Below are 22,884 nucleotides of genomic sequence, written 5' to 3'. Positions count from 1 at the left end.
GCGTTCCGTGGCCCATGCCCTCGGGCATGCTCATGTCGAGCATGCGCCGGTGGCCACATTTGAACCTGTTCATCGACCTCGTCCTTGTCAGGCCGGCAGCTTGAAGTCGGCAACGGAGCGACGCAGGTCGGCTGCCAGTTGCGCGAGGTTTCCAATCGACGCCGCCGTCTGGTTCGCACCCTGCGAGGTCTGCGCGGTAATCGACTGGATGGTGTTCATCGTCGCGGTGATGTTCGATGCAGCGCTGGACTGCTGCTGCGCGGCGGTCGAGATGCCCTGAATGAGGTTGGACAAGTCGGACGACACCTTTTCGATCTCGCCCAGCGCGGTACCCGCGTCCTCGGCCAGTCGTGCACCGGCGACCACTTCCGACGTCGTCTGCTCCATCGAGCTGACGGCTTCGTTGGTGTCGGACTGAATCGTCTGGACCAGCGTTTCGATTCGCTTGGTCGCGTTCGATGCGCGTTCTGCCAGTCGCTGCACTTCGTCGGCCACGACCGCGAAGCCGCGGCCCGCTTCACCGGCCGAGGCCGCCTGAATTGCCGCGTTAAGCGCCAGGATGTTGGTCTGCTCGGAGATGTCGTTGATCAGTTCCACGATCGAGCCGATTTCCTGCGAGCTTTCACCCAGTCGCTTGATTCGCTTCGAGGTTTCCTGGATCTGGTCGCGGATCGAGTCCATGCCGGCGATCGTCTGGCGCACCACGCCCGCACCCTTGGTCGCGATCTGCACCGAGCGCTGTGCCACGTCGGCCGATTCGGCGGAGTTGCGCGACACCTGGTTGATCGAGGCCGCGATTTCACTGATACGGCTGGAAGCGGAGTTGATTTCCTGCGCCTGGTGCTCTGCGGCCTCGGCCAGGTGCATGGCGGTGGCCTGCGTTTCCTGGGCGCTGGCGGCAACCTGCACCGAGGTGTCGGTAATCGTCTGCACCAGGCTGCGCAGCTGTTCGACGGCGAAGTTGATCGAGTCGGCGATGGCGCCGGTCATGTCCTCGGTGACGGTGGCCTTTACGGTCAGGTCGCCTTCTGCGAGCGAACCCATCTCGTCCAGCAGGCGCATGATCGCCTCCTGGTTACGGTCGTTGAGTTCCTTGGTGGTCAGGTAGCGCTTCTTCTGCTGGCTGTTGAGCGAGAACACCAGGAAGACGATCGCGAGCAGCGCGGCGCCACCGGAGAGGATCGAGATCCACAGGTTGCCGGCGATGCTGGTGTCCTTCAGCGAACCGAAGGCGGTGAAGGCGCGGAACAGGTTCTGGCTGTCGGCCAGCAGCTTGTTGGAGCCGCCGGTGATCGCTTCGGCTGCCGCCTGTGCGCGGAACAGGTTCTGCGAGCTGGACAGGATGGCGTCCAGGTCCTTCTTCATTTCCAGCCACAGCGTCTCGGCCTGGGCCAGCGCTGCCAGTGCGTTCTGGTTGCCCAGCGGGGTCACGCCGAAGGCGGCGTCGCCCTTGCGCAGGCCGGTCAGGACGTTGCCGAACACGGCGGCGTCGCGGCCCAGTGCCTCACCCGCCAGCGCGGCGCCACTGCCACCGGCGCGGATCTGGGTGATGCGTTCGTTCATCTTGCCCGACAGCACCACCTGGCGCAGGGCGATGTAGACCTGCGAGGACGGCGAGCCGGAGGCCGACATCGCGCGCACCAGCTCGTCCAGTCGCGCCTGCAGCTGCGGCACGCGGCTGGTGAAGCTGTCGGCGTTGCCAGCCAGGGCCAGCACCGCGGTTTCGCTCGAGATCACCTGGTCGGCGCTCTTGCCGAGCGGGCCCCAGGTGTCGGCGACGGTCTTGATGGGACCTGCGACGCCGGCGGTGTCGCCGAAGTTGGTGTTGAGCTGCTCCACGTCCTGGACGATCTGGGCGCGGGTTTCCTTGAACGCGGTGAAGGCCGCGGCGTCACCGCTGACCGCCTCCGAGCCCTGCACGGCCAGCTTCTGCGAGTTCACCTGCAGATCCGAGGCCGAGGAGCTGGCGCCACCGAGTCGGGCCGCCTTCCACGTCGCATAGCCCGTGTTGAGGCCGAAGATGAGCACCGATATGCCCAGCACGACCAGCCAGGTGTTGACGCCAAGGCTACGGCCCTTGCCGGCAGCGCTATCAATCGCAGTGACACTCATGATTCAACCTCGGTATTGTTGCTGCTGGAGCGGTGCTCGGACCGCGACATGTCAGTGCGCGGCATTTCAGAGGCCGCTTGGCGGAACTCGGGCGTGCGGGCCAGCCTGTCCAGGCTGAAAATGCCCCACGTGTGGTTGTCGAGGCGGTAGGCGCGCTCGATGAAATGGCTGTAGCGGCCGGTGGCCAGTGCGGCGTCGGAGCCTTCCTCGGCGACCGGCTCGGCTTCGACCTCGACCAGCTGCTGGTCCTGGAAGCTTCGCTGACCGTAGAGCTCGTCGATCAGCACGGCAACGTCGCCGCCGGGCTGGCGCACCAGCAAAATGCGCTGGCTTTCATGCAGCACGGTGCGCTGGCCTTCCAGGAACTGCTTGAGGTCCACGATCGGCAAAAGGCTGCCACGGACGTTGGCCAGGCCGAGCAGCCAGGGCTGTGCGCCGGGCACCGGGGTGACCTGCGGCAGCGGGAGGATTTCCAGCACCTCGCCGAAGCCGGAGGCCAGGCGACGGTCACCAATGCGGTAACCGACGCCGCGCCACAGGCCCGGCGCGTCGAGCTGCTCGGGCAAGCCGACCACGTGCGCCAGGCTGCGGCGCTCGTAGTCGACCAGCACATCGAACGGCGAATGCAACATCTAGTCAGGCACCCAGCAAGGCGTTGATACGGGCGATCAGTTCGTCTTCGCGCGGCGGCTTGACGATGTAGTCGCGTGCACCCTGGCGCATGCCCCAGGCCTTGTCGGTGTCCATGCCCTTGGTGCTGACGATGAGCACCGGGATGGTGCTGGTGTCGGCGTCACGCGAGAGGGCACGGGTGGCCTGGAAGCCGTTCATGCCCGGGAGCACGACGTCCATCATCACCAGGTCGGGCTTCTCGCGCTTGCAGGTTTCAATGCCGTCTTCGGCATTGCCCGAGGCCAGCACCTGGTGGCCATTGCGCTCAAGAAGCTGGGTGAGGACCGCCGTATCGGTCGGCGAATCCTCGATAAGAAGAATACGTGCCATTTGTTGCCTTACCCCCCGGTCAGGCGTTTACGTGCGTTCGGATCGCGTCGAGCAGTTCTTCGCGGGTGAATGGTTTGGTGAGGTACTGCTCGGAGCCGACGATGCGCCCGCGCGCCTTGTCGAACAGGCCGTCCTTCGATGACAGCATGATGACCGGCGTGCCCTTGAACAGATGGTTGTTCTTGATCAGGGCGCAGGTCTGATAGCCGTCCAGGCGCGGCATCATGATGTCCACGAAGATGATTTGCGGCTGCTGGTCGGCGATTTTCGCCAACGCCTCGAAGCCGTCGGTGGCGGTGACCACCTCGCAGCCTTCTCGTTTCAACAGCGTTTCGGCGGTTCGGCGGATGGTCTTGGAATCGTCGATCACCATGACCTTCAGACCGCCGAGGCTGCCGTTGCGGACCTCGTCTAGCATTTTTGGATTTCCCCCGTGCGAATGCCGCGCGTCTGCGGGCACTTCGCCAGCTGTCTTTATTCCAAGCCTCGCCGATGCTGTCAAGCAAACTTTTCAGCGGGCATGCTGAACGCGCCACGGGCCCGGTCAAGCCGGGAACCGCTTCCGGATCGAACAGCAGGGGGTCGGGGGACCGGCCGGCAGGGCGACTTTCGGGCACGCCCGATGCGTATACCCCAGTTCCCCTCCCCTGCCGACGACCTTTTTGCCGAGCCGCGACGTACGTACCAGTCCGGATGGGCAGCCGGGCACCTGTCGGCACGTTGCCGGCCTGGTGACCGGCAAGGCTGGCCGGAGGCCGGGACCTGCCTGCTACCATCTGGCGCATTCTTCCTCGCAGTGCCGCCATGCCGCTCGACATCGTCGTCGTGATGGACCCCATCGGGTCGATCAAGATCGCCAAGGACTCGACCTTCGCCATGCTGCTGGAAGCGCAGCGCCGCGGCCATCGACTGCATTACGTGCAACCCGGCGGGCTGTCCGTGCGCGACGGTACGGCGCTGGCAAAGGTCGCCCCGCTGCGGGTGCGCGATGACAAGGCCGGCTGGTTTGAGCTGGGCGACTGGAGCACCCTCGCCTTCGGCCCGGGCCAGGTCGTGCTGATGCGCAAGGACCCGCCGGTCGACAACGAATACATCCACGACACCCAGGTGCTCGGCCTGGCCCAGCTGGCCGGCGCGATGGTCGTCAACGACCCGCAGGGCCTGCGCGACTACAACGAGAAACTGGCCGCGCTGCTGTTCCCGCAGTGCTGTCCGCCGACGCTGGTGAGCCGCGACAACGCCGCGCTCAAGGCCTTCGTCGGCGAGCACGGCGAGGCCGTGCTCAAGCCGCTCGACGGCATGGGCGGGCGCTCGATCTTCCGCGCGCGCGCGGGCGAGGCCAACCTCAACGTGATCCTGGAAACGCTCACCCAGGGCGGCCAAAGCCTGGCCATGGCGCAGCGCTACCTGCCGCAGATCAGCGAAGGCGACAAGCGCATCCTGCTGGTCGACGGCGTGCCGGTGGACTACTGCCTGGCGCGCATTCCGCAGGGCGACGAGTTCCGCGGCAACCTTGCCGCCGGCGGCCGCGGCGAAGGCCGTCCGCTGAGCGATCGCGACCGCTGGATCGCGGCCGAAGTCGGCCCGGAGATGAAGCGACGCGGCATGCTGTTCGTCGGCCTTGACGTGATCGGCGACTACCTCACCGAGGTCAATGTCACCAGCCCGACCTGCATCCGCGAACTCGATGCGCAGTACGGCCTCAACATAGCCGGGCTGATGTTCGACGCGATCGAGGCCCGCCTGGCCGCATGAGCGCTGTCGTCGCACCGCATAGCTACGCCGATGCCGACAACGGCCGCGTCAGCGCCACCTTCGTGCTGTCGCTGCTGGTCCACGGCATCCTCCTGCTCGGCCTGGGCTGGACGCTGGAAAACGCCGCACCGGTGATGCCGACCCTCGACGTGATCCTGACCCAGACCACGTCGGCGTTGACGCCGAAGCAGGCCGACTTCCTCGCCCAGGCCAACAACCAGGGCGGCGGCGAGCATGACAAGAGCACGCGCCCGCGCGAGGCGCAGTCCGGCCCGCTGCCGCAGGCCACCACCGGCCTGGCGCCGCGCACGCTGCGCGCGCAGTCGCCGGCACCGCAACCTGCACCGCAGGCGCGCGTGGTCACCAGCACCCGCGGCGCGACCACCACGGCGACGGCGCGGTCGACGCCCGCGCCGAGCGAGCGCCCCTTGCCGCAGGGGCAGGAAAAGATCGAACACGACATGGAGATGGCGCGCCTGGCCGCCGAGATCCACATGCGCTCGGAGCGTTACGCCAAGCGCCCGACGCGCAAGTTCGTCTCGGCCAGCACGCAGGAATACACCTGGGCCGGCTACCTGCGCGAATGGGTCGACCGCGTCGAGCGCGTCGGCAATCTCAACTACCCCGACGAAGCCCGCCGCCGCCATCTGGCCGGCCAGGTGGTGATCAGCGTGGCGATCCGCCGCGACGGTTCGGTCGAGCGCGCGGACATCGTGAAATCCAGTGGCGTACCGCTGCTCGACGGGTCGGCACTGCGCATCGCGAAACTCGCCGAGCCCTACCCGCCGCTGCCCAGGACCGAGGAAAACCCGGACATCCTGCACGTCACGCGGACGTGGAACTTCCTGCCGGGCGGCACGCTGGTCGACGAGTAAGACTCACTTCGGCAGTCAGCGCGAATCGCGCAGCGCCTGCTGCTCGCGGATCGTCAACGCCACGTTGTTGCGCAGATACGCCGGTTCGACCCGCTCCGGCGCAACCGCTTCGCCGCGCGCGAACGCATGTGCGGCCAGGCGCGCGACGTCGGCGGCATGCGGCAGTTGCGTCGCATCGAAGGCGACCATGCGATCGCCGAGGCGTTGCGCCAACGCGCCATCGGCGGCACCGAAACCGGTGCCGACACCAAACCATCCGGCGGCTGGCGAGTCCAGCAGCTCGACCTGATCGGGCGCGCGCACGGACTCCGGCGACAGCGCATGTGCGTCGCCGTCGCGAAGCTCGAACGCGGCCGAGTACACCTCGCCCATGCGCGCATCGATCGCGGCAAGCACGTGGCGACTGGCACCCGCGTGCGGCAGCAGTTCCGCGCGCATCGCCAGCACGGCAAGCGTCGACACCGGCACCACCGGCCGGTCGAGTGCCATGGCAATGCCCTGCACCACCGCGATCGCCAGGCGCACGCCGGTGAAGGCACCGGGTCCGCGCCCGACCGCGATGGCATCGAGCTGGGAACGGGCGATGCCTGCCTGTGCCAGCAGCTCATCGGCCCACGGCAGCGCCAGCTCGGCATGGCGACGCGGCGCCAGCTCGAACCGCTCGTGCACCTGCCCGTCGATCAACAGGGCGACGGAAAGGGCTTCGGTGGCGGTTTCGAAAGCGAGCAGGTTCATTGCGTCGGGGGCGGGAGGCAGGCCAACAGCATAACGTCGATCGCGTGAGCGGCCCTTACGCGTCCCCGCTGCCCAGCCCCAGCCCGGCCTCGACCAGATCCAGCTCTGCGGCAGGGTCCGGCGGGAAGAACGCGGCGACATCCTCCACGTGCCGCGTCTTCGGCAGCGGTGGCAGCGAGTTGAGGAAGACGCTGCCGTAGGTCTTGCTGGTCAGGCGTGGGTCGCACAGCACGAGCACGCCGCGATCGTGTTCGTTGCGGATCAGCCGGCCGGCGCCCTGCTTGAGCGCGATCACCGCCTGCGGCAGCTGTTCGTCGCGGAACGGGTTGCCGCCGTTGCGGCGGATCGCATCGAGTCGCGCCTCGAACACCGGATCGTCGGGCGCGGCGAACGGCAGCTTGTCGATCACGACCACGCTGAGCGCATCACCGGCGACGTCGACACCTTCGCGGAAACTGGCCGCGCCCAGCAGGACGCCGTTGCCGGACGCACGGAAGCGTTCGAGCAGCACCGGTCGTGGCGCCTCGCCCTGCACGAACAGCGGCCAAGGCCCGCCTTTGAGCAGTTCTGCCGCCTCGCGCAAGGCGCGATGCGAGGCGAACAGCACGAACGCGCGCCCGCGCGAGGCCTCCAGCACCGGCCGGATCTTCTCGACCATGCTTTCGTTGTAGTTGCGTACCGTCGGATCAGGCAGCCCGCGCGGCAGGTAGCACAGCGCCTGCTTTTCCCAGTCGAACGGACTGGGCACCAGCAGCGTCTGCGGCGGATCATCGCCCTTGAGGTACAGGCCGAGCTTGATCGCGTAATGCTCGAAGCGGCCGCCGACGGCGAGCGTGGCCGACGTGAACACCCACGCCGCATGCGACTGCGCGCGGTGTTGCGCGAGCGGGCCGGCGACGTCGAGCGGCGTGCGGCTGAGTCGGAATCCGCGCGCGGTCAGCTCGTACCAGAGCACGCTGCCATCGTCGCGTTTCTTTTTCGCGGCCCTGGCCTTCGCGGTGGCGTCGTCGTCCTGCGTGTCGTCAGCGGCGGCGTCGACCTGGGCAAAGTCCTCGGCGAACTCGTCGTCTTCCTTTGGCTCCGCGTCGCCGGAGTCGTCCCGCCAGCGTTGCAGCCGCCCTTCGAACTCCACCGCGCGCGCCGCGCAGGCATCGAAGCCCGGCGATGCCGGCGCCAGCGGCTGCAGCACGCCGTGCAGGTGCCGCAACGCATCGGCGAGGGCATCGAAAGCCTCCTCGACCGCCGGCTCCTCGGCCGCACGCCGGCGCGTGCCGCGCACCGGCAGCTCGTCCATCGCCGCGCGCAGCGATCGCACGCACTGCTCCAGCGCACGCGCCGGTTCCTGCACGGCGGCCAGCGCCGAAGGCACCTGCTTGCATTCGGTCAGGGCATCCCGCGCCAGCTCTACCAGCGGCCGCGCGCTCAGCGCCTCGCCGAAGAACTGCGCGGCCAGCTCCGGCAACTGGTGGGCCTCGTCGACCACGAACGTCTGCGCGCCGGGCAGGATCTCGCCGAAACCTTCCTGCTTGAGCGCCAGGTCGGCCAGCAGCAGGTGGTGGTTGACCACCACCAGGTCGGCCGCCTGCGCGCGCTGCCGCGCCTGCACGACGAAGCAGTCGGCGAAGAACGGGCATTCGCTGCCCAGGCAGTTTTCCGCGCTGCTGGTGACCATCGGCAGCAGCGGCGAGTCTTCCGGCAGTGCGTCGAGCTCGGCCAGGTCGCCCATGCGCGTGCGCCCGGACCAGGCGACGATGCGCTGGAACTGCGCGGCCAATTCGCGAGTGGCGAAGCGTGGCTCGCCCTGCGCCTGGCGCATGCGGTAATGGCACAGGTAGTTGGCGCGGCCCTTGAGCAGCGCGGTCTTCAGGCCGATGCCGAGGGCATCGCGCACGCGCGGCAGGTCGCGGTGGTAGAGCTGGTCCTGCAGCGCGCGCGTGCCGGTGGAGACGATGGTCTTCTTGCCCGACAACAATGCCGGCACGAGATAGGCAAACGTCTTGCCGGTGCCCGTGCCCGCTTCGGCCAGCAGCGTGCCGCGGCTGTCGACGGCATCGGCGATCGCCGCCGCCAGGTCCTGCTGGGCGACGCGGGTGGTGAAGGCCGGGATGTTGCGCGAGAGTTCGCCGCCGTCGGCCAGGGCCGCGCGACTCGCCTCGCTGAGGCGGTTAGTCATTCCGGCATTGTCGCCGCATTTCAGTAGCGCGGCGGTGCCGCGACGGTGCAGGCATCGCGCTCGCGGCGGGCATCGGTGGCGCTGGGGTTGCCCGGGACGTCCACCGGCAGCGCCCGCGCCCTGGCCTCGCGCACCTGCGCGATCGTTTCCCAGTGGCGCCGGCACAGCGGTCCGACCTTTGAACCGCCATCGAGGCCCTTGCGGGCGAAACGCTCGGCGTCATCGAGACGATCGTTCAGGAGTGCGGATTCCGCGCGCTCCTGCAGCAGCGCCGGGTCGTCGGGCGTGATCTCCAGCGCGTGGTCCAGCGCCGCGGCGGCCTGCGGGTACTGGCCAGCCCGCTCCAGTCGCTCGGCTTCCTTGCGCAGGTCCTCGACCTGCGAATCGCGCAACGGCTGCACGTCGAGTTCGGTACTGGCGGCGCCACCGGCGGCGCGAACGGCGCGAACCGCAGCGGGCGCGTCGAACATGGGCTCTGCCAGCGGCGGCGGCGTGGTGCTGCAGGCCGCCAGCAGCAAAGCTGCCAGCATTGCGGCCTGCGACTTCAACATCCTCACTGTTGATTCTCCTGCTGCTGCGGCGGCGCCTCCGCGGCCTGCTCGGCCGGTTTCTCCTCATCCTTGCGGCCGAAACCGAACCATTCGCGCCAACCGCCCTGCCCTTCCTCGGCCACCGGTTCCGGTGCCGGGCACGGCGCGTACGACGGGGCGAAGCCGGCGACATAAGCGAATCGACGCGCACCCACGCACTCGGGATCGGTGGTGTTGCTGGCGATGGTCCACTGCCAGTCGATGCCCTTGTCGCCGACCTTCAGCGGCGCGCTGGGCAGGCGCGAGAAGATCGCCGACCACACCCGCATCGCACCGGTGGCGCCGTACAGGCCGGTGGTCTGGTTCTGGTCGTTGCCGACCCAGATCACCGCCAGGTGGTCGCCGGTCCAGCCGGCGAACCAGCTGTCGCGGCCGTCGTTGCTGGTGCCGGTCTTGCCCGCGGGCGAAAGGCGGCCGAGGCCATCGCGGACCAGCTGCGTGCCGGTGCCGTTCGAGACAGCCTGCTGCAGGGCAATGGTGATCAGGCGCGCGGCAATGGCGTCGCCTTCCTGCGCCGGCGCCGGGTCCTTGTCGTAACGATTGAGCGCGCGGCCGTTGGCGTCGAGCACGCCGCGCACCGCGTGCAGCGGCTGGATTTCGCCGCCGGAGGCGAGGAACTGGTACAGCTGCGCCATCGCGTACGGGCTCTGGTCGACCGCGCCGAGGATCAACGCCGGATTGGGCTCGGTCTCGATGCCGGCGAGGGTCTTGATCAGGCTGGCGATGCGCTCGGGCGCGACCTGCATGCCCACGCGAACGGTGGCCTGGTTGTAGGACATGGCCAGCGCATCGATCAGGCGGACGGTGCCGTGGCTGCGGCCGTCGGAGTTGCCCGGGTTCCAGTTTTTCTTCTTGCCCAGCGCGACCGTGACCGGCGAGTCGTCGACCCAGCTGGCCAGCGAGTACTTGCCCGGCTGCGCCAGCGCCAGCAGGTACACGAACGGCTTGAGCAGCGAACCGACCGGGCGCTGCGCTTCGATCGCGCGGTTGAAGCCGTGCTCGGCCACGCTGCGGCTGCCGACGACGGCGACGACTTCGCCGTTGTGGACGTCGGTCACCACCAGGCCGGTCTGCAGCGGCGGCCGGCGCTTGTTGTCCAGACTCTTGAGCGTGCGTGCGACCGCACCTTCGGCCATTGCCTGCGCCGAAGGCGACATGCCGCTCATCACGGCCAGCCCGGCGCCAGCGAGTGCATCGGCCGGGTAGTCGCGCGCCAGCTGGCGGCGAACCAGGTCGACATAGGCCGGGAACCGGTTGGCGGCGACGCTGCCCGGGTCCTTGGTCACGCCCAGTGGCGCCTTCAGCGCACGCTGGTACTCGGCGTCGTCGATCAGCTTCGTCTCGTGCATCTCGCCGAGGACGAAGTTGCGGCGCTCCAGCGCGCGCTCGGGATTGCGCCGCGGATCGTAGTAGGACGGCCCGCGCACGATGCCGATGAGCAGCGCGATCTGCTCGGTGCTCAGGTCGGACAGGTCGCGGCCGAACCAGAACTCGGCGCCGGCGGCGACGCCGTGGATGGCCTGCGCGCCGCGCTGGCCCAGGTAGACCTGGTTGAAGTACGCCTCGAGGATCGTGCCCTTGTCGTAACGGGCCTCGATCAGGATCGCGTAGAGGATTTCCTTGCCCTTGCGGGTCAGGGTCTGCTCGCGGCCGATGCCGAGCAGGCCGCTGCGGGCGAGCTGCTGGGTCAGCGTACTCGCACCCTGTTTTGCGCGACCGGCGGCGACGTTCTTGAAGGCCGCGCGGATCATGCCGGTCAGGTCGATGCCGTGATGGCTGTTGAAGTCGCGGTCCTCGACCGCCTGCAGGCCGGTGACGAGCAGCTCGGGCACTTCCTTCAGGCGCACCAGGCGGCGCTCTTCCTGCTTCTGGCCGTAAAGCGTGGCGATGCGCGCGGGGTCGAGGCGGACGGTCTTGAGCTCGCGCTTCTTCTCGGCGTCGCGCACCGAGGCGACCCGACTGCCGGACAGCACGACTTCGAGCCGTCGCGCCGGCACTGCGCCGTCGACGTCGTTGAAACCGCGGCTGGAAATCAGCCAGCGGCCGCCGGTTCGCGAGTAGCTGCCCGGGCGCACGCCGTCGCCGGAGTGGTAGGCAGCGGCGTCGAGCTCGGTCTTGAGGGTGGTCGCGTCCAGGGTCAGGCCCGGGGCCAGTTCCAGCGGCCGCGCATAGACCCGGGTCGGGATCTGCCAGCGCAGCTGGCCGAAGCGTTCGCTGACTTCGTGGTTCAGGTACAGCGTGTAGGGGATGAGGAAGCCAAGGCCCAGGCCCACTGCGGCCAGCAGCCAGGTGACCAGGCGTCGCCGCCACTGCGGGGACTGGCTGTCGTCGGCGGTTTCGTCTTCGTCGTAATCGATTTGGGCCACGGCATGGGACAATGTTGGGGCTGCGCCCTCGTGGCCGCGAGTCTATCGCAGCCGGCCCGCCGCCCCGCGCGGACGGGGCAGCGGCAAAGTCTGCGTTAAGGAATCTTCAGAATGACGAGAGTTCGATGGGCCTGAGCTGGACCGAGGTGCGGTTTCTATACGACCGGGGAACCGGACTGTTCCGTCGGGGCTTGACCAGCCTGCGAACGCGCGGCGTGCGTGCCTCCTGGGAACGGGTCCTGAAGCAGTTCTACCGGGTGCCCGACACCCAGTTGCTGGCCCTGTACCTGCCGCAGCAGGAGCCCTTCGCCCATTTTTCGGTGCCGTTCTCGGCAACGCCGCGGGCGAGCATCGTCATTCCCGTCTACAACCAGTTCGAGCACACCCTCGCCTGCCTGAGGGCCGTTGCCGCGTACCCGCCCGAGGCGAGCATCGAGATCATCGTCGTCGATGATGGCTCCTCCGATGCCACCGAATCGTCGCTGGTCCAGGTCGACGGCTTGCGCTATCACCGTCGCCGCCAGAACGGCGGGTTCATCGCCGCCTGCAACGACGGCGCATCGCAGGCCACGGGCGAGTACCTGGTGTTCCTCAACAACGACACGATTCCCCAGCCGGGCTGGCTCGACGTGTTGCTGTCGACGTTCGAAGAGCAGCCGGGCACCGGCCTTGCCGGCTCGCAACTGCTCTACCCGGATGGTCGCCTGCAGGAATCGGGCGGCATCGTCCGCAACGACGGGCGCGCCGACAACCTCGGTCGCCTGCGCTCGGCTCTGGAGCCTGAATTCAGCTATGTGCGGCGGGTCGACTATTGCTCCGGTGCCGCGATCGCGATCCATCGCGACCTGTTCGCGCAGTTCGGCGGGTTCGACACCCATTACTCCCCCGCCTACTACGAAGACACCGACCTGGGCATGAAGGTGACCGCGGCCGGACTGCGCGCGATCTGCCAGACCGGTTCCAGGGTGGTCCACCTCGAGGGCATCACCTCGGGCACCGATATCCGCCGCGGCATCAAGCGCCACCAGGTTCGCAACCAGGAACTGTTCCAGCAGCGCTGGGCCTCGCGCCTGCAGGCCCATCCCGACCACGAGCAGCCCAGCGTGCGGGCCACCGACCGCCACTACACGCGCGTGGTGCTGGTCATCGATGCATTGACCCCGCAACCGGATCGCGACTCGGGCTCGCTGCGGCTGTTCAACCTGATGCGGCTGCTGAAGGAAGAAGGCGCGCACGTGGTGTTCCTGCCCGCCAACCGCGCCCATGACGGCCGCTACACCGAAGCACTGCAGCAGCTGGGCGTCGAGGTCTGGTATGCCCCGTTCGCCAAGCGGCCGCATGCCTGGCTGCGCGACCACGGCGCGCGTTTCGATACCGTGCTGGTCTGCCGCCACTACGTCCTGCGCGAATGGCTGCCGCTGCTGCGCAAGTTCGCGCCGCAGGCAAAGCTGGTGTTCGACACGGTCGACCTGCATTACCTGCGTGAGCGTCGTGGCGCGGAGCTGACCTCCGACCAGACACTGATGCGAGCGTCCGAGCGCACCCGTGCGCTGGAACTGGACATGATCGCGCGCAGCGACGCGACCCTGGTGGTCAGCGAGGTCGAGCGCAGCCTGCTGGCGCAGGACGCTCCCGCCGCGCAGGTCGACATCCTCTCCAACCTGCACCACGTCCAGGGACGCGGCCTGCCGTTCGAACAACGGCGCGACCTGGTGTTCGTCGGCGGGTTTCGCCATCCGCCGAACGTCGATGCGGCGCGCTGGTTCGTCACCGAGGTGTTTCCGCTGGTGCACGCGCAGGAACCGCAGATCGTGTTCCACTGCATCGGCAGCGACACACCGGCCGAGATCGAGGCACTGGCATCGCAGCCGGGCGTGCGCGTGCATGGCCACGTGCCGGACCTCTCGCCGTACATGGACGGCGCCCGCATCTGCGTGGCTCCGTTGCGTTACGGCGCCGGCGTCAAGGGCAAGGTCAACCTGAGCATGGCCCATGGCCAGCCGGTGGTGGCCACCGCTTGCGCGGTCGAAGGCATGCACCTGCGCAATGGCGAGGACGTGCTCGTCGCAGACGATGCCGCCGGTTTTGCCGAGGCCGTGCTGCGGTTGTATCGCGACGAGGCGTTGTGGCAACGACTGGCCGACAACGGCCTGGCCAACGTCGAGCGGCATTTCTCGCTCGATGCCGGGCGTGAAGTGGTGCGGCGGGTGCTGCTCGGCGCCACGGCCTGATCCATCAGCCGCAGCGGCGTGCCCGCTCCTGCAGAGCGGTCAATTGGCGGCTGAAGCGCGACGCAGCCGATCGGCGAATTCGCCAAGGCCGCTGGCCTGCGGATCCAGCTCGCGCGCCGCGACCAGTGCCGCCTGCGCGGCACTGAGTTCACCTGCGCCCAAGCGCTCGTCGCCCACCGCGATCCAGCGCTGGGCCAGGCGCCGGCGTGCATCGCGCACCGCCGCGCCATCGCCTTCGAGCACGGCGCGCGCATCGAGGCATTCGCGCGCGCGACTGAGCCGATTGCCACGCAACTCCGCTTCAAAGCAACGCTGCGCCGCGGGCAGCAGGCGCTGCATGGCCGAGCGAACCTTGGGATCCTGCGGCGCCATCGACTGCGCCGCACGCAACTTGTCGAACGCACTGTCGCCGGGCGGCGTCAGCAGGTTGCCACGCGATTCGGCCTGGGCGGCATCGGCCAACAGCTGGTCGAGGCGGCGCTGGCGTTCGGCCGTCGGGAGCTTGTGCCCGTAACGCTGCTGCGACTGCCGGGCCTGGACCAGGCGCTGCTGGGCGGCGGCGACACCCGGCGCCTGGGGATCGACGCGTCGCGCCTCGGCCAGCTCCTTCTCGGCTTCATCGAACCGGAAATCCCCGGCGTGGCGCTGGCTGCGTGCGGCATAGGCGTTGGCGACCGCGGCGACGCCGCGCTGCGCGCGCTCGTCGTCGGGAAGCGTCGCCAGTACCGCGCGGTAACCCTCCAGCGCCTGCACCAGACTGCCGCGACGCAGCTCGGCATCGGCGCTGCCGCGTCGCTGCTCTGCAGCGCGGTTGAGTGCGGACAGTGCATCGGGAAGATCGACGTGGCCCGGATCGGCCGCCTGCACGCGACGCATCCGCGCCGAGGCATCCGCAAGATCGCCACGTGCGAGCGACGTTTGCGCCTGTTGCAGCAGGTCGGCGAGGACGTCTTCGCGGCCTTCTAGCGCATCGGTGCGGTTCGGCTCCAGCGCCAGCACGCGCTGGTACAGCGGCAACGCGGCGTTGTCGCCGCCGTCGAGCAGCCCGGCCTTGCGCGCGGCCGCGGCCTGGGCGAGCAGTTTGTCGACGCCGGAATCGCCGGCCTCGCGCTCGCGTACGCGCTGCTCCAGCGCGTCGACGCGGGCGCGCGGAACCGCCAGCTCACGTGCCAGCGCGATCATGCGATGGGCTTGCGGGTAATCGCGCTGGTCCAGCGCGCGCTGCGCCTGCGCCAGCGCCTGCTGGCCGACCCGGGCCATGCCCTGGCGCGCTTCGCTGCGGTCCGGATCCAGCGCGAGCGCGGCGGCGTACAGCTCGCGTGCACCGCGTCCATCCGCGGATGTCAGTCGGCCCTGCTGCAGGGCAAGGGATGCATCGGCCTGGAGTTGCTGCGCGCGCGTATCGGGCCACAACCAGTTCGACAGCGGCTGGCGCAGGAGCAGCAACAACAGGCCAATCGAGATGACGGCCATGACCCCGATGCCCCAGCCACGCCAGCGCATGCCACGCGCGGTGCGGTCGGCCCAGCGGCCGCTTTCGCGGTCATCATCGTCCCATTGCCAGTCGCCCCAGCGCGGCGATTGCGGCTCCACGCGGTCGCCACGCCCCGGCGGAACAGCGCTTTCCGCGCCGCCGAGGCTGGCATTTCCCGGTTCATCTGGCGGTACTGATGTCACGCGCCAAGCATAGCGTCATGGCGGTGAGGGGGCGGCAACGGCTGCACCTGCCGTTCAGCGACGCTGCGCGTGCTCCACGCCCGGCAGCGATGCCAGCTTGCCCAGCAAGGTCGACAGCTGGCCGTAGTCGCCCACGCGCACTCGCAGGCGCAGCCGCACGCGGGCACCGTTGCGCTCGACGTCGCTGCTGATGCTCAGCACGTGCGCGTTGCCCTGGGCGATCAGGTTGGTGACTTCCTTCAGCAGCCATTTGCGGTCGAGCGCGAGCACCTCGACGTCGACCTCGTAACCGCTGCCCGCGCGTCCCCATTCCACCGGCAGCACGCGCTGCGGCTGCGACGCTGCCAGGCGCTGGAAGGCGGTGCAGTCGGGCCGGTGCACGGTGACGCCGCGACCGCGGGTGAGGTAACCCACGATCGGTTCGCCCGGCAACGGCTGGCAGCAGCGCGCCAGTTGCACCAGCAGGTTGCCGACGCCCTCGACGGTGAAGTCGGTGGTCCTGCGCGGGACCCGCCGCGGCGGCGTTGGCGTGGTGACGGTGCTGGCGGGCGCGGCCGCGGCAGCAGCGGCTGCGGACGCGGCGCGTTCGTGCTCGAGCAGTGCGCGACCGACCTGGTGCGGGCCGATGTCGCCCAGTGCCACCTGCACATAGACCTCGCCATCGGTGGCCAGGTTGAACTTCTCGCGGGCCGGGGCGAGGTCGGCGCCGAGCAGGCCGAGGCGACGCAGTTCCTTGTCGAGCAGTTCCTTGCCGGCAGTTTCGTTGCGGGCACGGTCGAGCTTGTGGAACCACGCCCGCACCTTGTCGCGCGAACGGCTGCTGGCGAGGAAGCCGTTGGACGCGATCAGCCAGTCACGGCGTGGCTCGCCGGTCTTGGCGGTCATGATCTCGACGCGATCACCGGTGCGCAGCTTGTGGTCGAGCGGGACGATGCGTCCGTCGACCTTGGCGCCGCGGCAGCGATGTCCGACTTCCGTGTGAACGTGGTAGGCGAAATCCAGCGGCGTCGCGCCGGTGGGCAGGTCGATGACCTCGCCCTTGGGCGTCAGCACGTAGATGCGATCCTCGACCAGTTCGGTGTCGAATTCGCCCGACAGCGAGCCCTCCTCGCGCCCGCCTTCGGCGGAGGCTTCGAGCAGGCGCCGCATCCAGGCGATCTTGCGGTCGAAGGCGGCGTCGGCGCTGTGGCTGCCGACTTCCTTGTACTTCCAGTGCGCCGCCACGCCGAGCTCGGCCTGGCGATGCATGTCGTGCGTGCGGATCTGCACTTCCAGGGTCTTGCCTTCCGGCCCGACCACGGCGGTGTGCAGTGAACGGTAATCGTTGCGCTTGGGCCGCGCGATGTAATCGTCGAACTCGCTCGGGATCGGCGCCCAGGTCGCATGGACCACGCCGAGCGCGGCATAGCAGTCGGCCAGGCTGTCGACCAGCACCCGCACCGCGCGCAGGTCGTAGAGCTCGCCGATCGGCACGTTCTTGCGCTGCATCTTTTTCCAGATGCTGTAGATGTGCTTGGGCCGGCCGGCGATCTCGGCGGCGACGCCCTGTGCCGCCATCGCCTCGCGCAGGGTGCCCTTGACCTGTTCGATGTAGCGTTCGCGGTCGGTGCGCTTCTCGTCGAGCAGGCGCGCGATCTGCTGGTAGGTCTGCGGTTCCAGGTAGCGGAAGGCCAGGTCCTCCAGCTCCCACTTGAGCTGCCAGATGCCCAGCCGGTTGGCCAGCGGCGCATGGATGTCGCGCGTGAGCAGGGCCAGTTCGCGGCGCTGCTGTTCCGGCAGCGGCTCGGCATGGCGCATGCGCGCCAGCTGGCGCGCCAGCAGGATCGGCACCACGCGCAGGTCGCGGACGATGGCGAGCAGCAGGCGGCGCAGGCCTTCATTGCCGGCCTGTCCGTGGCGCTCGGCATGCAGTGCCCAGACCTGCGCGGCCGCGCGCTGGCCTTCGATCAGGGGGGCAACCGCGGGGAAGTCGCGCTCGACCGGGCCCAGCGCGGCGCGCCAGCCCGGATAGGTGTGCAGGATCGCCGCCGCGGCGGTGTCGCCGTCGGCACCGAGCAGCACCAGTGCCTCGAGCATGCTCGCCACGACCGCCGGCGGGTCGTCCGCATCGGCCTCGGCGCCGGCCACCGTCGCCGCCTTCTCCATCGCCTTGCGCAGTGGCGCGACGATGCCGGCGGCGACCGGATGCGCCAGCACGGCGGCAAGCTGTGGGGACTCAGTGGACATGGCGGGGGACGTTGCGTGGAACGGAGCGGGTCGACAGGGACGGCGCGGTCTACACTAGCGGGCAACCGTCTGGAGGAACAGCGCATGCGTTCGACCCACCCCCGCCTGGCCGCGCTTCGCCTGCTGGCACTGGCCGCCCTGCTGCCGTTTGCCGGCGCCACGTTCGCGCAACAGAAGATCGAACAGCAGATGACCTACGAGCAGTTCAAGGCCGCCGGCCTGGACCGCCTGAGCCCCGAGCAGCTGGCCAACCTCAATGCCTGGCTCAACGGCAAGCTCGAGGTCGAGACTGCCAAGGCCGCCGAGACCGCCAAGCAGAGCGGCGGAGACGATCGCCGCGGCCTGATCGTGGCTTCATCGCGCGACCCGGTCGATGGCACCATCACCAGCACGTTCACCGGCTTCGGCAAGGGTCGCAGCTACACGCTCGACAACGGCCAGGTGTGGCAGCAGATCGACGATGTGTCGCTCACGGGCGTGAAGAACGCCAATCCGAAGGTCAAGATCACGCCCAGCGCGATTGGCTCTGCCTGGTACCTGTCGGTCGAGGGTTTCAACGCCCGCGCGAAGGTTCAGCGCGTCAAGTAAGGCGACCATCAAAGGAGTCGTTCATGCGTCTGTTGCTCGCCTGCATTGCCGTTGCCGTTGCCGTATCGATTTCGTCCGCGCCTGCGCTCGCGGCACGGGATTACGTCGCGCTGGAGCAGCGCCTGAACGCCGAGCAGATGCGCGCCACCGGGCTGGACACGCTGTCGCCGGAGCAGCTGGCCCTGCTCAACCGCCTGCTCAGCCAGGACCAGGGTGCGCTGGTGGAGGCCGCGGTGGCCGAGCGCGCCGCCGACGATGTCGGCCGGCGCGAGAAGCGCCCCGCCACCGCCCCGGTGACGGCGAGCGTGCAAGGCGAAGTGCGGGCGTGGTCGCGCGGCGACACGGTGCTGCTCGACAACGGCCAGCGTTGGCGCGTGATCGAAGGCAACCTCTATCTCGGCAAACCGGCCACCAACCCGAAGATCACCATCACGCCGGGTTTCATGGGCGCCTGGTACCTGCAGATGGACGGGCAGACGCCGCGCCTGAAGGTGCAGCGCGCCGACTGAGCGGTGTTGCTCTAGCGCCGCAGCTGCGCCAGCCGCTGCGCCAGTTTCTTCGGTGACACACCGCCGCGGGCACCCAGTTCCTGCGCGAACAGCGACACCCGCAGTTCCTCCAGGTCCCAGCGCAGCGCCTGCCATTCGGGCTGGTCGCCTGCGCCTTCGTCGACGGCTTTGGCCAACGCGTCGGCGAACGGTCTGATCTCCAGCATGCGCGCCTGGTCGCGGACCGGATCGCGCAGCGCGCGTTCGCCGCGCAGCGCCAATGCCTTCAGGTAGCGCGGGTACTCGCGCAGCGCCTGTGCGGGAACGTTGCGCAGGAAGCCCGGGGGCGTCAGCGCCGCCAGGTGCGCGCGCATGTCGTCGAGGTTCCCGCTGGCCCAACCCATCAGCGGCGATTCGAGTTTCGCGCGTGCTTCGGCCACCGCGCCGAGGATGGTCTCGGCCTGGCGCAGGCGCTCCATGGCGTCGGCGAACAGCTGCTTCGCGATTGCGTCGCGATGTGCGGCGAATGCGCCGGCGTCGCGGATATCCGCACCGGCGTCTTCGGCGGCCAACGAAGCGAACGCGCCGTCAACGAGGTCCAGGCGCAGACGGTCACCTTCCTTCAATCCATCGCTGCGCGGCGCGGCCGACTCGATCGCCGCGTACAGCAGCCCGGTCTTGGGCGTGACGGGGAGTTGCTTGCGCGCCTGCTTGAGCTTGTCGGCCAGCGCGATCGCCAGCAGCCTGCGCACACCGCGCGGGTGTTCGCGTCGCGCGACCTCGGCTTCGGCATGCACGCGCAGCGACACGCTGTCGCCATCGTCGTGCAACGCGGGATAGGCGGGAACGCCGCCGGCACCGGTGACCGACGCCGGGATCGGCGTTTCAGGGAATGTCGTGAGGCCCTGCCGCGCCAATCCGTCGGCGGCACGCGCCGCAAACGCCGCTGCGGCACGCTCGCCGAAGCGGCGGCGCAGATCGTCGAGGTCACGCGATTCTGCCAGCACGATGCGACGCTCGCCCTTGCCATCACCCTCGAGCAGTTGCAGGTTCATGCGCAGGTGCGGCTCCAGCGCCCCTTCGTCGAAGTCGAGCGCGGCAACGGCAACGCCGCCGAGCCTCGACAGGAAGCGCGCCAGTTCGCCGGTGATGCTGTCGGCGCTGGCCTGCGGGTGGGCCTCGAAGAACGCGCGGGCGAAATCCGGCGCCGGCACGAAGTTCCGGCGCAAGGTCTTGGGCAATGTCTTGATCAGCGCCGCCGCCTTGTCGGCGACGAAGCCCGGCGCCAGCCACGACAGCCGTACCGGATCGAGCGCATTGAGCAGGTGCAGCGGCACGGCCAGGGTCATGCCGTCGTCGCTGGCACCCGGCTCGAAGCGGTACTTCACCGCCAGCCGCGCATTGCCCAGCGCAAGGTACGGCGGGAAGCGCTGCGCATCGCTTTCGTCGACCACCATCAGGTCGGCCAGCGACCATTCCAGCGCCGCCTTCTCCGCCGGTGGCAACTTGCCATACCAGGCATCCAGCGCCTGCGCGTTGTGCACCTGCGGCGGCAGCCGGTCCAGGTACCACTGCGCCATCCACTCTTCTTCGACGACCAGCCCGCTGCGGCGCTGCTTGGCTTCTTCGTCGCGGGCCTTGGCCAGCGTCGCCAGGTTGCGCGGCAGGAAGGCACTGCGGGTGTTGATCTCGCCGGTGACCAGTGCGTCGCGGGCGAAGATGACGCGGCTCTCCTCCGGGAACAACGCGCCGTAATGCACCGGCCGCTTCGGCGCCAGCACCAGGCCGAACAGGCTGATCTGCTCGCTGCCGACCACGCGACCCTGCGAGCGCGCCCAGCGCGGGTCGTGCTGGCGTCGCGCCAGCAGGTGCGGCAGTTCGGCGATGGCCCAGTCCGGCTCGATCGCGGCGTTGGTCAGCGACCAGACGCGCTCGGTGTCCAGCAGCGTCGCCGACAGCACCCACGGCGGCGGCTTCTTCGCCAGTGGCGAGCCCGGGAACAACTGGAACTTGCGTCCGCGCGGGCCGTCGTACTGGCCGCGCTCGCTGCGGAAGCCGATCTGCGTCGGCAGGCCCGCCAGCAGCGCGCGATGCAGCTTCGCATACGCGGCCTGGTCGAACACCTCGTGGCGCGGCTCGCTGTTCCAGTCCAGCTCGTCGCCCATCAACTTGAGCTGGCGGTGCAGCTCGCGCCACTCGCGCATGCGCAGGAAGCCGACGAAGTGCTTCTCGCACCAGCCACGCAATTTCGACTGGGTGAGTTCTTCGTGGGCCGACTGGTAGGCCTCCCACAACTTGAGGATGCCGACGAACTCCGACTTGGGGTCGGCGAACTGCGCATGGGCGTTGTCGGCGGCGGCGCGCTGGTCGGCCGGGCGCTCGCGCGGGTCCTGGATGCCCAGGAACGAGGCGATCACCAGCATCTCGCGCAGCACGCCGTGCTGGTTGGCGGCGACCAGCATGCGCGCCAGCTTGACGTCGACCGGCAGGCGCGACATCAGCTTGCCGGTGGGCGTGAGCTTGCGTGACTCGTCGACCGCGCCCAGCTCGGCCAGCTGCTGCCAGCCGTCGGCGACCGCGCGCGGGTCCGGCGGCTCGAGGAACGGGAAGTCCTCGATGTTGCCCAGCCCCAGCGACAGCATCCGCAGGATCACGCCAGCCAGCGCGGCACGGCGGATTTCCGGATCGGTGTAGCGCGCCCGCGACAGGAAGTCGGCTTCGGAATACAGGCGGTAGCAGGTGCCCTCGCTGATGCGTCCGCAGCGGCCCTTGCGCTGGTCGGCGCTGGCCTGGCTGATCGGCTCGATGTGCAGGCGGTCGAGCTTTCCGCGCGGGCTGTAGCGCTTGACGCGGGCCAGGCCGGGATCAACCACGTAGCGGATGCGCGGCACCGTCAGCGAGGTTTCGGCAACGTTCGTCGCCAGTACGATGCGGCGCTTGGGGCCGGGATTGAAGACGCGGTCCTGGTCGCGCACCGACAGCCGCGCGTACAGCGGCAGCACTTCGGTTTCGCGGTACTTGCGCCGTTCCAGCGCCTGGTGGGCGTCGCGGATCTCGCGCTCGCCGGACAGGAAGATGAGCACGTCGCCGCGCGGATCCTCGCGGGTGATTTCATCGCAGGCGGCGACGATGCCGTCGTTGACGCTGCGGTCGCGACTGCCCCCGTCACGCCCCTGCTCGCCGTCGTCCTCGCCCTCGCCGAGCGGGCGGTAGCACACCGAGACCGGATAACCACGGCCTTCGACATTGACCACCGGCGCATCGCCGAAATGCTGGGCGAAGCGCTCGGTGTCGATGGTCGCCGAGGTGACGATGACCTTCAGGTCCGAACGACGCTGCAGCAACTGCTTGAGGTAGCCGAGCAGGAAGTCGATGTTGAGGCTGCGTTCGTGCGCCTCGTCGATGAGGATGGTGTCGTAGCGCGACAGCCAGCGATCGGACTGGATCTCGGCCAGGAGGATGCCGTCGGTCATGAACTTGACCGCGGTCTGCTCGCCGACATTTTCGGTGAAGCGCACCTGGTAACCGACCGCGCCACCGACCTGGGTCTTCAGCTCCTCGGCCACGCGCCGGGCCACCGCGCGCGCGGCGATGCGGCGTGGCTGGGTGCAGCCGATCATGCCGGCGGCGCCACGGCCGGCGGCCAGGCACAGCTTCGGCAACTGCGTGGTCTTGCCCGAGCCGGTCTCGCCGGCGATCACGATGACCTGGTGCTTGCGGATCAGTTCGACGATGCGATCGGCTTCGGCCGCGATCGGCAAGGACGGGTCGACCGGCGCCTGCGGCAGCGCCGCGGCCCTTGCCTGGCGTTGCGCGACCGATGCACTCAGGGCCTGGGCGAAGGCCTCGCGTGCACGCTCGTCCGCCGGCTTCCCGCTCCAGCGCGACCACAACCCCTGCAGTCGCCCACGGTCACGGCTCAGCGCGCCATCGATGGCACGCCGGGCCTGGCGTAACGTGTTACTGACATCGGGCTGTCTAGACTGCGCCGGGTCCATTGATTTCATCGATCAGACTGCAAGCCAAAAACCATTTCAAATTGCGATCGGCGGCGTCTATTGTCGCC

The 22,884-nt window shown here is 69.0% G+C and carries 15 protein-coding genes and 1 pseudogene; 5 read left to right on the top strand and 11 right to left on the bottom strand.

The genetic code is table 11. The features are described from left to right. Positions 1-87: 87 nt before the first annotated feature. The 4 genes and pseudogenes from ACFOPO_RS01500 to pilG all read right to left on the bottom strand — a co-directional run bounded on the left by ACFOPO_RS01500 (position 88) and on the right by pilG (position 3,532). A complete protein-coding gene (locus ACFOPO_RS01500) occupies positions 88-2,112 on the bottom strand; it encodes a methyl-accepting chemotaxis protein (protein WP_386700199.1) in 2,025 nt (674 codons plus the stop codon). Between the two features lie 68 nt (positions 2,113-2,180). Continuing rightward, positions 2,181-2,741 (bottom strand): annotated as a pseudogene (locus ACFOPO_RS01495) (chemotaxis protein CheW); the annotation flags it as partial. Positions 2,742-2,748: 7 nt separating this feature from the next. Beyond that, complete coding sequence (locus ACFOPO_RS01490; RefSeq protein WP_115843696.1) at positions 2,749-3,114, bottom strand: PleD family two-component system response regulator; 366 nt, start codon at positions 3,112-3,114, stop codon at positions 2,749-2,751. A gap of 19 nt (positions 3,115-3,133) precedes the next feature. Beyond that, positions 3,134-3,532 (bottom strand): twitching motility response regulator PilG, encoded by a 399-nt coding sequence (gene pilG / locus ACFOPO_RS01485; RefSeq protein WP_115843698.1) that lies wholly within the window; start codon positions 3,530-3,532, stop codon positions 3,134-3,136. Between the two features lie 386 nt (positions 3,533-3,918). Here pilG and gshB point away from each other — a divergent pair, with 386 nt between their 5' ends. Together gshB and ACFOPO_RS01475 are read left to right on the top strand one after the other, a co-directional pair. Continuing rightward, complete coding sequence (gene gshB / locus ACFOPO_RS01480) at positions 3,919-4,869, top strand: glutathione synthase (RefSeq protein ID WP_386700197.1); 951 nt, start codon at positions 3,919-3,921, stop codon at positions 4,867-4,869. After that, positions 4,866-5,744 (top strand): energy transducer TonB, encoded by an 879-nt coding sequence (locus ACFOPO_RS01475; RefSeq protein WP_386700195.1) that lies wholly within the window; start codon positions 4,866-4,868, stop codon positions 5,742-5,744. Before gshB ends, ACFOPO_RS01475 begins: the two co-directional genes overlap by 4 nt. Before the next feature lie 15 nt (positions 5,745-5,759). Here ACFOPO_RS01475 and tsaB read toward each other — a convergent pair whose 3' ends face one another. The 4 genes from tsaB to mrcB are packed head-to-tail and all read right to left on the bottom strand — an operon-like array spanning position 5,760 to position 11,608. After that, on the bottom strand, positions 5,760-6,479 hold the full coding sequence (gene tsaB / locus ACFOPO_RS01470; RefSeq protein ID WP_386700192.1) for a tRNA (adenosine(37)-N6)-threonylcarbamoyltransferase complex dimerization subunit type 1 TsaB: 720 nt from the start codon (positions 6,477-6,479) through the stop codon (positions 5,760-5,762). Positions 6,480-6,534: 55 nt separating this feature from the next. Then, the gene (locus ACFOPO_RS01465) at positions 6,535-8,652 is read right to left on the bottom strand and encodes an ATP-dependent DNA helicase (RefSeq protein ID WP_386700191.1); all 2,118 of its coding nucleotides are present in this window, start codon (positions 8,650-8,652) and stop codon (positions 6,535-6,537) included. 20 nt (positions 8,653-8,672) lie between these two features. Then, positions 8,673-9,182: a hypothetical protein gene (locus ACFOPO_RS01460; RefSeq protein ID WP_386700189.1), complete on the bottom strand. Its 510-nt coding sequence runs from the start codon at positions 9,180-9,182 to the stop codon at positions 8,673-8,675. 23 nt (positions 9,183-9,205) lie between these two features. Then, the gene (gene mrcB, locus ACFOPO_RS01455; protein WP_386700186.1) at positions 9,206-11,608 is read right to left on the bottom strand and encodes a penicillin-binding protein 1B; all 2,403 of its coding nucleotides are present in this window, start codon (positions 11,606-11,608) and stop codon (positions 9,206-9,208) included. A gap of 125 nt (positions 11,609-11,733) precedes the next feature. Here mrcB and ACFOPO_RS01450 point away from each other — a divergent pair, with 125 nt between their 5' ends. Next, positions 11,734-13,839: a glycosyltransferase gene (locus tag ACFOPO_RS01450; RefSeq protein WP_386700184.1), complete on the top strand. Its 2,106-nt coding sequence runs from the start codon at positions 11,734-11,736 to the stop codon at positions 13,837-13,839. Between the two features lie 39 nt (positions 13,840-13,878). On the opposite strand, the gene ACFOPO_RS01445 is transcribed toward ACFOPO_RS01450, so the two are convergent. Together ACFOPO_RS01445 and ACFOPO_RS01440 are read right to left on the bottom strand one after the other, a co-directional pair. Continuing rightward, entirely contained in the window at positions 13,879-15,432 is a 1,554-nt protein-coding gene (locus tag ACFOPO_RS01445) for a hypothetical protein (RefSeq protein WP_386700182.1), read from the bottom strand. A gap of 138 nt (positions 15,433-15,570) precedes the next feature. Beyond that, the gene (locus ACFOPO_RS01440) at positions 15,571-17,742 is read right to left on the bottom strand and encodes a RelA/SpoT family protein (protein ID WP_386700180.1); all 2,172 of its coding nucleotides are present in this window, start codon (positions 17,740-17,742) and stop codon (positions 15,571-15,573) included. Positions 17,743-17,826: 84 nt separating this feature from the next. Here ACFOPO_RS01440 and ACFOPO_RS01435 point away from each other — a divergent pair, with 84 nt between their 5' ends. Together ACFOPO_RS01435 and ACFOPO_RS01430 are read left to right on the top strand one after the other, a co-directional pair. After that, on the top strand, positions 17,827-18,330 hold the full coding sequence (locus ACFOPO_RS01435) for a hypothetical protein (RefSeq protein ID WP_386700179.1): 504 nt from the start codon (positions 17,827-17,829) through the stop codon (positions 18,328-18,330). 23 nt (positions 18,331-18,353) lie between these two features. Further along, complete coding sequence (locus ACFOPO_RS01430) at positions 18,354-18,839, top strand: hypothetical protein (protein ID WP_386700177.1); 486 nt, start codon at positions 18,354-18,356, stop codon at positions 18,837-18,839. A gap of 11 nt (positions 18,840-18,850) precedes the next feature. On the opposite strand, the gene hrpA is transcribed toward ACFOPO_RS01430, so the two are convergent. Beyond that, the gene (gene hrpA / locus ACFOPO_RS01425; RefSeq protein WP_386701227.1) at positions 18,851-22,816 is read right to left on the bottom strand and encodes an ATP-dependent RNA helicase HrpA; all 3,966 of its coding nucleotides are present in this window, start codon (positions 22,814-22,816) and stop codon (positions 18,851-18,853) included. Between the last annotated feature and the right edge of the window lie 68 nt (positions 22,817-22,884).

Origin of the sequence: Lysobacter sp. GCM10012299, assembly GCF_042649405.1 — a bacterium.
Taxonomy (GTDB): Bacteria; Pseudomonadota; Gammaproteobacteria; order Xanthomonadales; family Xanthomonadaceae; genus Lysobacter_J.
This window is presented reverse-complemented; position numbering and strand designations above follow the sequence as displayed.

Excerpts from the sequence above, each read along its gene's own strand:
- ACFOPO_RS01500 (WP_386700199.1), bottom strand. The coding sequence starts at position 2,112 with ATGAGTGTCACTGCGATTGATAGCGCTGCCGGCAAGGGCCGTAGCCTT.
- ACFOPO_RS01490 (WP_115843696.1), bottom strand. The coding sequence starts at position 3,114 with ATGGCACGTATTCTTCTTATCGAGGATTCGCCGACCGATACGGCGGTC.
- pilG (WP_115843698.1), bottom strand. The coding sequence starts at position 3,532 with ATGCTAGACGAGGTCCGCAACGGCAGCCTCGGCGGTCTGAAGGTCATG.
- gshB (WP_386700197.1), top strand. The coding sequence starts at position 3,919 with ATGCCGCTCGACATCGTCGTCGTGATGGACCCCATCGGGTCGATCAAG.
- ACFOPO_RS01475 (WP_386700195.1), top strand. The coding sequence starts at position 4,866 with ATGAGCGCTGTCGTCGCACCGCATAGCTACGCCGATGCCGACAACGGC.
- tsaB (WP_386700192.1), bottom strand. The coding sequence starts at position 6,479 with ATGAACCTGCTCGCTTTCGAAACCGCCACCGAAGCCCTTTCCGTCGCC.
- ACFOPO_RS01465 (WP_386700191.1), bottom strand. The coding sequence starts at position 8,652 with ATGACTAACCGCCTCAGCGAGGCGAGTCGCGCGGCCCTGGCCGACGGC.
- ACFOPO_RS01460 (WP_386700189.1), bottom strand. The coding sequence starts at position 9,182 with ATGCTGGCAGCTTTGCTGCTGGCGGCCTGCAGCACCACGCCGCCGCCG.
- ACFOPO_RS01450 (WP_386700184.1), top strand. The coding sequence starts at position 11,734 with ATGGGCCTGAGCTGGACCGAGGTGCGGTTTCTATACGACCGGGGAACC.
- ACFOPO_RS01440 (WP_386700180.1), bottom strand. The coding sequence starts at position 17,742 with ATGTCCACTGAGTCCCCACAGCTTGCCGCCGTGCTGGCGCATCCGGTC.
- ACFOPO_RS01435 (WP_386700179.1), top strand. The coding sequence starts at position 17,827 with ATGCGTTCGACCCACCCCCGCCTGGCCGCGCTTCGCCTGCTGGCACTG.
- ACFOPO_RS01430 (WP_386700177.1), top strand. The coding sequence starts at position 18,354 with ATGCGTCTGTTGCTCGCCTGCATTGCCGTTGCCGTTGCCGTATCGATT.
- hrpA (WP_386701227.1), bottom strand. The coding sequence starts at position 22,816 with ATGGACCCGGCGCAGTCTAGACAGCCCGATGTCAGTAACACGTTACGC.